Source organism: Streptomyces sp. YIM 98790 (genome assembly GCF_011421595.1).
Classification (GTDB): Bacteria; Actinomycetota; Actinomycetes; order Streptomycetales; family Streptomycetaceae; genus Streptomyces.
This window is the reverse complement of sequence record NZ_WTLH01000227.1, coordinates 1-8,209: the sequence shown is the minus strand read 5'-3', so window position 1 is coordinate 8,209 and position 8,209 is coordinate 1. Positions and strand designations below refer to the sequence as shown.

Sequence of the window (8,209 nt, the reverse complement as noted above, 5' to 3'; positions counted from 1 at the left end):
CCGCCGGCGCTGCCGCCGCCGCTGCCCGCGAGCCGCCGCAGCAGGGCGGTGAGGGTGGCGGTGGCCGTACCGCGGCCGGGCGCCACCCCGGGCGGCTCCTCGGTGCCCAGTGCGGCGGCCAGCCGGACGGCCCGTTCCCGCCACATCCGGTCCACCACCTCCTCCGGGTAGGCCGGCCACTCCACCGGCAGCAGTTCCTCCCCGCCGGGGGGCGGGGCGAACAGCCGGGCGGCGAGCAGCGAGACCTCCCGGTCCACCGCGCCCGGATCGGCGAGCAGCTCGCTGGCGGACCGCTCGCCGAGCCGGTCCGCGAAGCCCTCGGCCAGCCGGTCCCGGCGGGAGAGCTCGGTGAGCGCCGCCACCACGCCGGCGTTCAGCAGCACCGGACGGCGCCCGGCCCGCCAGGCCGGGGAGGCCACCCGGGTGAGCAGCCGGTCCCAGCCCGCGTAGGCCAGGCCGACCTGCTCCTGCACGGCCGGCCGCGGCCCGGGGTCGAAACGCTGGGCGTGCGCCGAGGCGGCGGCGGCCACCCCCCGCTCCATCTCGGCGGCGTGCCGGGCGGCGGCGCGCAGCATCAGCCGGGCCAGCCGTGNGCCACCCCCCGCTCCATCTCGGCGGCGTGCCGGGCGGCGGCGCGCAGCATCAGCCGGGCCAGCCGTGCGGTGAAGCGGGCCAGCGGGCGGCGCGGGCCGCCGCCGGACGCGGCGGCGGCGTCCAGGCCGCGCACGCAGCGCCGGGCCGCGGCGATGTCCGGGTGGGCGGAGGGCGCGGTGCCGGCCACCACCGGCGCGAGCAGGGCGCGGAGTTCGGAGACCCTCATCCACCACAGGAAAGGGGAGCCGATGACCAGCACCGGCCCGGTGGCCGGCGGCGGCTCGCCGTCGTCGTGCCGGGCGCCGGCGCGGAGCCGCCGGACGGGGACGCGGCGGCGGGCGGCCGGCTCCTCCAGCCAGCTGTCGCAGTCGGGGGTCAGGGCGATGCCGCCCGGCGGGGGCACCCCCAGGCGCGCGGCCAGCTCCCGTATCAGGCCGTGCAGGGCGGGACCGGCCTCCTCCGGCACGGCGATGGTCGGGGTGACCGGCGGGCGGGCGCGGACCATCACCACCGCGACCGCCACCGCGAGGACGGACAGCACGGCGGCCAGGGCCAGGACCGTCCAGCGCAGCGGCGTCCAGCCGCCGGGAAGGTAGCCGGTGGCCTGGGCGGTCAGCACCACCACGGCCACGGCCGCCGGGAGCAGCGCGGCGGCCACCGCGGCGTTCCGCACCCGCAGAACGGCCAGCGCATGGTCCCGCGCGGAGCGTTCGGCCCTCTGCTGCGCCATGCCTGCCTCCGCTTCCCGTCCGCGTCCCCGCCCGGCGCCGCTCCGGGCCGGCCCGGCATCCGGGCGGCCGGGCGCGGGCCTGCTTCGGTCCGTCGGTCCGGTCCTGTGGCCGGCCCGACCGGCCGGCTCCTCCGCTTCTCGGAGGTACGCGACCGGGCGCGCGCCGGTGCACGCCCCGTCTCATCCCCCACTGTGACACCGGACTCCGACACCGCAATGCGCGGAGGTCCGATCGCGCCGCACCCTAAGCCGGGGCATGGCTGTGCGTCAGCGGTACCGGGAAGGCGTCACCCGATGGTGGGGCTCTGGGCAGAGGACAGCGGCGGACATGGCGGGATGCGTGCTGATTGCGGCAGATTCAGTGCGTTTCGGTCGCATTCGGCGAAGTGCAGAAGGAAAACGGTGGAATTACGCCCGTGCCGCTCCGGTCGGGACCGCCCGGCCGGCGCAGCCGCCGCGCGCCCCGGGGCGGCCGCACCGGGCGGCGGGCGTGAGCGGCATGAGCGGCACGGGCGGCGCAGCCAGCCCGCCGCGAGGGGGCTCAGGCCGGGGCCGCGGCCCTGGCGGCGATGTCGGTGCGGTGGTGGGAGCCCGCCAGGCGGATGCGGCCGACCGCCCGGTAGGCGCGGTCCCGGGCCTGGGCGATGCCGTCGCCGACCGCGGTGACCGACAGCACCCGGCCGCCCGCGCTGACCACCCGCCCGTTCTCGTCCAGCCGGGTGCCGGCGTGCAGCACATAGGCGTCCGGGGCGTCCTGTGCGGCCACCTCCTCCAGGCCCTCGACCGGGTCACCGGTGCGCGGCCCGGCCGGGTAGCCCTCGGAGGCGATCACCACGGTGACCGCGGCCGCGTCGCTCCAGCTCAGCGGCGGCAGTCCGGCGAGGGTGCCGGTGGCGGCGGCGTGCAGCAGCCCGGCGAGCGGGGTGCGCAGCCGGGCCAGCACCACCTGGGTCTCCGGGTCGCCGAAGCGGGCGTTGAACTCCACCACCCGCACGCCGCGCGAGGTGAGCGCCAGACCGGCGTAGAGCAGGCCGGAGAAGGGGGTGCCGCGGCGGCGCATCTCGTCCACGGTGGGCTGGAGCACGGTGGCCTGCACCTCGTCGACCAGCTTGGGGTCGGCCCAGGGCAGCGGCGAGTAGGCGCCCATGCCGCCGGTGTTGGGCCCGGTGTCGCCGTCGTGGGCGCGCTTGAAGTCCTGCGCGGGCTGGAGCGGGACCACGGTGGTGCCGTCGGTCAGCGCGAACAGCGACACCTCGGGCCCGTCCAGGAACTCTTCGACGACCACCCGCCCGCACGCCCGGGCGTGCGCCATGGCGGCCTCGCGGTCCTCGGTGACCACCACGCCCTTGCCGGCGGCCAGCCCGTCGTCCTTGACCACGTAGGGCGGGCCGAAGGCGTCCAGCGCCTGCGCCGCCTCGGCCTCGGTGGTGCAGACGTGGGCGCGGGCGGTGGGCACCCCGGCGGCGGCCATGACCTCCTTGGCGAACGCCTTGGAGCCCTCCAGCCGGGCGGCCTGCCCGGAGGGTCCGAAGACCGGCACCCCGGCCGCGCGCACCGCGTCCGCGACTCCGGCGACCAGCGGCGCTTCCGGGCCGATGACCACCAGCCCGGCCGCCACCTCGGCGGCCAGCGCGGCCACGGCGGCACCGTCGGAGGCGTCCACCCGGTGCAGGGTCGCCAGCGAGGCGATGCCGGCGTTGCCGGGGGCGCAGTGCAGCGCCGTGACCTGAGGGTCGCGGGACAGGGCGTGGCACAGGGCGTGTTCGCGGGCTCCGCCGCCGATGACAAGGACCTTCACGCGCAGCACCCTATCCCCGACCGCCGCGGCGGCGGCCACCCGGCCGCCCAGCGGACACCCGCCCCGCGCCGGCGCGGGAAGGGGCGGGCGTGGCCCGGGTGGCGGCGGCGTTTTGGGAAGCGGTGGGGTGGCGCGCTATACCTGATCGGGCGCTCGATGGAGCGGATTTCGCCGAAAACCGGCCCCGGGTCCGCACTTTCGGAGGTATGAAGAGGGTCGGCAAGTGAGGGAGTAGCTGGTGAGTCAGCCGGAGAAGCAGCCCGACGGTGGTCCCGAACCGCTCGCCGAGCGGCGCCGTGAACGGAGCGTCCGGGGAGGCCGTTCCGGCGACGCCGTGCCCCGCAGGGGCCGCGGCGGCCGGGCCGGGGATGTCTTCGGCCGTCCCTTCCCGGCCGGGGACTGGGGCGAGCCCGCAGAACGGCTGGAACAGCTCTACCAGTGGGTCGAGCAGGAGGCCATGCGGGCCGCCGACTGGTATCTGCACGACCGGGTGTGGAAGCGGCGCGGCGCGCGCCTGCTGCGCTTCGGCGCCGCGCTGGGCGTGGCCGCGGGTGCCGCCCTGCCCATGCTGGAGCTGGCCGGGACAGCGCGCGAGGGCATTGCCGTCTGGGGCTATCTGGCGCTGCTGGGCGCGGCGCTGTGCGTGGGCTGCGACCGCTACTTCGGGCTGACCTCCGGCTGGATGCGGGATGTCGCCACCGCGCAGGCCGTGCAGCGGCGGCTGGAGGCGCTGCGCTACGACTGGGCCGCGGAGAGCGTGCGGGAGGTGCTCGGTCCGGCCGAGGGCACGGCCAGTGAGGCGGCCGAGCGCTGCCTGAGCGTGCTGCGCCGGTTCTCCGAGGACATCACCGACCTGGTCCGGTCCGAGACGGTGGACTGGATGCTGGAGTCCCGGGTGGGCGGCGCGCCCGCGCTGATGCAGACCGCACCGCTGCCGTTGGTCGGCGGCGGTCTCGGGGCGGTGGCCCGGGCCGAGGGCGGCCAGGTGGTGCGCGGCGGGCGGTTCCCGTTGCAGGCGTCGCGGGCCAGCATGCCGCGGCAGCGCCCGCCGGAGGGCCCGCGCGGCTGAGCGGCGGCCCCGGCGGGCGGACCGTCCGGCCTGGGCCCGGCTGAAGTGGGCTCAGCTGCAGTGGGCCCGGCTGAGGTGGGCCCGGCTGAGGTGGGCTCAGCTGAAGACGATCATCGAGCCCTGGGCGAGGCTGCGGGTGGCGGCGGCGTGCAGGCCGAGCCAGACATGGCGCTCCCGGGCGTAGGGGCCGTCGTCCCCGCCGCCGGTCATGGCCGCGGGTTCGTCGAGCCGGGTCGGGCGCGCCGGAGGAGGCGGGGGCGGCGGCGGATTGAACGGGTCGATGCCCAGCGCGGGCGCGACGGTCTGCAGCTCGCGGAGCAGCCCCTGGCTGGAGCCGAGCGGGCCGCCGCCGGCCAGCAGCTTGTCGGTGACCAGTGGCTCCGGGAAGTCGACCGGGACGTAGGCGCCCGCATGGTCGTAGTGCCACACCAGGTGCAGGCGCTGCGCGGTGGACTCGAACATCTCCAGCAACTGCTGGTAGTCGCCGTCGAGTTGTTCGGCGGGCGTCACGGGCAGGCCGCTGACCTGGAGCAGCAGCACCCGGCGCAGCAGGTGCAGGGCGACGTAGTCGAAGCCCGCCACGGGGGCGACCTCGCCCGACATCCCGGGCATGTAGCCGAGGACGGGCACGGGCGGCAGGCCGGCGCCGGTCAGCGCCTCGTCGTATTCGGCGAGTTCCTCGGCGAACGGGTTGTCGGGATTGTGGCACAGCACATCGACGAGGGGCACCAGCCACAGGTCACAGGCCACGTAACGGCTCTCCTCACGCGGGGTCCGGGGCTGCCCAGCGTAGAGCGTTGTGCCGGCGCTCCCACCGCACGGGGTCCCCCGCGCCCCGGTACCGCCGGTCAGGCGCCGGCGGCGCCGGTCTCCCGCTGCCCGCCGTCGCCGGTCTCGCGCTCGATCTCGGCGGCCAGGGTGAGAGCGTGCTCCCGGAAGTCGCGCAGCAGGGCGGCGGCGGTGGCCGCGTCGCGCTCCTGGAGCGCCTCGGCGAGCTCCGGATGACGGCCCCAGAGCAGCCGGGGCAGGTCGGGACGGCCGCGCAGCCGGGGCACGGCATAGGCCCAGCACTGGATGCGCAGCCGGTCCAGGAACTCACCGACGTACGGGTTGCCGATCAGTGCCGTGACCTCCCGCCAGAACCGCAGGTCGTAGCCGATCAGTACGTCCAGGTCACCGGATGCGGCGGCCTGCTGGGCGGCGGCGGCCCGGCGGCGGATGGAGGTGAGGGCGGCGGGTTCGCCGCGCGGCAGCCGCAGGGCCGGGTTGTAGAGCAGCACTCCCTCGTTGACCAGGCTCCGCGCCTGCACCATGTGGCGGAAATCCGTCAGGGTGTATTCGCGGATGCGGAAGCCGCGGTGCTGCTCGGCGTGGAGCAGCCCCTGGGCGGCGAGATCCAGCAGCGCCTCCCGCACGGGCGTGGCCGATACGCCGTACTGCTCGGCTATCTCGCGGACGGTGAACTCACGTCCCGGGGCCAGACGTCCGGCGAGGATCTCTTCGCGGAGCGCGTCGGCGAGCTGTTCCCGCAAGGTGCTGCGTCGGATCACGCCACCCAACCTTACTCACACGGCCGACATTGACAGCATTCTGTCATCATGACAGGATGTTGTCATAGCGCTTTCGAGCACTCTTCCGAACCCACCGGAGGCCGTCATGACCACCACCGGCAGCACCGACACCGCCGCCCGGCGGACCGTGCATCTCGCGGTGTACGACACCCTGGCCGACTGGGAGACGGGCCACGCCACCGCCGGCCTGGCCACCCACGGCCACCGCGTGGTCACCGTCGCCGCCCGCCCCGGCCCGGTCACCACCATGGCCGGGCTGCGCCTGCTGCCCGACATCACGCTGGACGAGCTGCGCCCCGAGGACAGCGCGCTGCTGATCCTGCCGGGCGCCGCCGCCTGGGAGCAGGGCGAGGAGCTGGTGCCGTTCGCCGCGGCGGCCCGGCGCTTCACCGAGGCCGGCACCCCGGTCGCCGCCATCTGCGGCGCGGTCTCCGGCCTGGCCCGTGAGGGCCTGCTGGACGACCGGGCGCACACCGGCGCCGCGCCCCAGGCCCTGGCCGCCGCCGGATACGCGGGCGGCGCGCACTACCGGGACACCGACGCGGTGACCGACCGCGGTCTGATCACCGCCGGGCCCACCGACCCGGAGGCGTTCGCCCGGGAGATCTTCGGCCTGCTGGGCGTCTTCCCGCCGGAAGTGCTGGACGCCTGGTTCCGGCTGTTCTCCGCGTCGGACGCCGGCGCCTACCCGGTCCTGGCCGCCCACCAGCAGGCGGTCGCCGCGTGAACACGTCACCCGGCACACCCGGCACACCCGGCACACCCGGCGGGGACGGCGGGGGCAGCGCGGCGGACCCGGCCGCCCGGCGTCAGCAGGAGCTGCTCTCCGGCACCGCGCTGGCCGTCTTCCGGCTCAACGGCCAGTTCCTCTCCGTGGCGGAGGAGCTGGCCCGCCCGGCCGGCCTGACCGCCGCCCGGTGGCAGGTGCTGGGCGCGGTGCTGCGCACCCCGCTGCCGGTGGCCGGTATCGCCCGGGCCATGGGCATCACCCGGCAGAGCGTGCAGCGCATCGCCGACCTGCTGGTCTCCCACGGCTGGGCGGCGTACCAGCCCAACCCCGCCCACCGGCGGGCCAAGCTGCTGGCTCCCACCGAGGCGGGCCGGGCGGCCGTGGCCCGGATCGGCCCGGGGCATGCCGCCTTCGCCGCCCGGCTCTCCGGCGCCATGGGCGGCGACGAGGAACTGGCCGCGGCCCTGGACGCGCTGCGCAGCCTGTCCGCCGCGCTGGAATCCCTGGAGCCCCCGGAGCCCGGGCAGTAGCGCCGGCCCCGGGCGGTTCCTCCTGTCCCGCGGCGACGGCGCGCCATGTCACGGTTCGGCTGTTGTCCGGCCTCAGCCGGGCAACATCGCCGCCTGCCGGTGAACCGTCGCCGGGCTCGGGGCAGTGCATCAACCAGCGGCCGTCGCACGGGAGATGCCGCAGGAGCGGAAAGGGGGCGGAGCCACCATGAAGGCACTCAGACCGGAGGACCCCGCACGGGTGGGCCGGTACGAACTGCTGGGGCGGCTGGGTGAGGGCGGGATGGGCTCGGTGTATCTGGCCCGCTCGCCCGAGGGGCGGCCCGTGGCGGTGAAGGTGGTGCTGCCGGAGCTGGCCGAGGAGGCGCCGTTCCGTCGTCGTTTCCGGCGTGAGGTGGAGGCCGCGCAGCGCGTGGGCGGGCGGTGGACGGCCCGCGTGCTCGACGGTGACACGGATGCCGAGATGCCGTGGGTGGCGACCGAGTACGTTGCGGGCCCGTCGTTGCATGAGCTGGTGGCGGGCGAGGGGGGCGGTCCGCTGCCGCCGGGCAGCCTGCCGGCGCTGGCGCACGCGCTGAGCCGGGCGCTGGCGGACATTCACGCCGCAGGGCTGATCCACCGCGATCTGAAGCCGTCGAACATTCTGGTCACGCCGGACGGGCCGCGGGTGATCGACTTCGGCATCGCCCGCGCCGTGGAGGCGGTCACGGTCACCCTGACCAGTACCGGTGCGGTGATCGGCTCGCCGGGTTTCATGTCCCCCGAACAGTGCCGCGGCGAGACGCTCACCCCGGCCAGCGACATCTTCTCGCTCGGCTCGGTGCTCGCCTTCGCCGCCACCGGCCGCAACCCCTTCGGCAGCTCGGGCACGGGCGTGCACACCCTGATGCTGCGGATCGTGCAGGGAGAGAAGGACCTCGGCGGAGTGCCGCAGCCGGCGCGCCGGATCATCGAGGCCTGTCTCACCCAGGCCCCGGCCGGACGCCCCACACCCGCCGCGCTGCGCGAGATGACCGCGGAGGGCGACATCTGGGGCGACGACGACGCACCGCCCGCCAGGCGGCCGGACTGGCTCCCCGCGGCCCTCACCGCCCGGCTCGCCGCGCAGGCCGCCAGACCGGCGGGCCTCGACACCGCCCCGGTGCCGCCCGCGGGCCTCACCACCGCCCCGGTGCCGCCCGCGGGCGGTGTCTGCCCGCCCACCGCCA

At 76.4% G+C, this 8,209-nt stretch carries 7 protein-coding genes and 1 pseudogene; 4 read left to right on the top strand and 4 right to left on the bottom strand.

The annotated features are described in order from the left end of the window. Positions 1–1,324, bottom strand: a pseudogene (locus GQS09_RS29965) (hypothetical protein); the annotation flags it as partial. Between the two features lie 541 nt (positions 1,325–1,865). Then, positions 1,866–3,122 (bottom strand): phosphoribosylamine--glycine ligase, encoded by a 1,257-nt coding sequence (gene purD, locus GQS09_RS25005; RefSeq protein ID WP_165989832.1) that lies wholly within the window; start codon positions 3,120–3,122, stop codon positions 1,866–1,868. Between the two features lie 238 nt (positions 3,123–3,360). On the opposite strand from purD, the gene GQS09_RS25000 reads away from it, so the two are divergent. Beyond that, positions 3,361–4,191, top strand: a complete 831-nt coding sequence (locus GQS09_RS25000; RefSeq protein ID WP_399552599.1) for an SLATT domain-containing protein — start codon at positions 3,361–3,363, stop codon at positions 4,189–4,191. A gap of 96 nt (positions 4,192–4,287) precedes the next feature. Here the strand turns inward: GQS09_RS25000 and GQS09_RS24995 are convergent, their stop codons facing one another. Both GQS09_RS24995 and GQS09_RS24990 read right to left on the bottom strand, forming a co-directional pair. Next, complete coding sequence (locus GQS09_RS24995; protein ID WP_165989831.1) at positions 4,288–4,941, bottom strand: hypothetical protein; 654 nt, start codon at positions 4,939–4,941, stop codon at positions 4,288–4,290. A 98-nt stretch (positions 4,942–5,039) separates the two neighbouring features. Then, positions 5,040–5,750, bottom strand: a complete 711-nt coding sequence (locus GQS09_RS24990; protein WP_207958254.1) for a GntR family transcriptional regulator — start codon at positions 5,748–5,750, stop codon at positions 5,040–5,042. A 97-nt stretch (positions 5,751–5,847) separates the two neighbouring features. On the opposite strand from GQS09_RS24990, the gene GQS09_RS24985 reads away from it, so the two are divergent. The 3 genes from GQS09_RS24985 to GQS09_RS24975 all read left to right on the top strand — a co-directional run. Then, complete coding sequence (locus GQS09_RS24985; protein ID WP_165989830.1) at positions 5,848–6,489, top strand: DJ-1/PfpI family protein; 642 nt, start codon at positions 5,848–5,850, stop codon at positions 6,487–6,489. 92 nt (positions 6,490–6,581) lie between these two features. Further along, on the top strand, positions 6,582–7,022 hold the full coding sequence (locus GQS09_RS24980) for a MarR family winged helix-turn-helix transcriptional regulator (protein ID WP_207958255.1): 441 nt from the start codon (positions 6,582–6,584) through the stop codon (positions 7,020–7,022). A 187-nt stretch (positions 7,023–7,209) separates the two neighbouring features. Continuing rightward, positions 7,210–8,209 (top strand): serine/threonine-protein kinase (locus GQS09_RS24975; protein WP_165989828.1); only part of this gene is annotated, 1,000 nt, incomplete at its 3' end.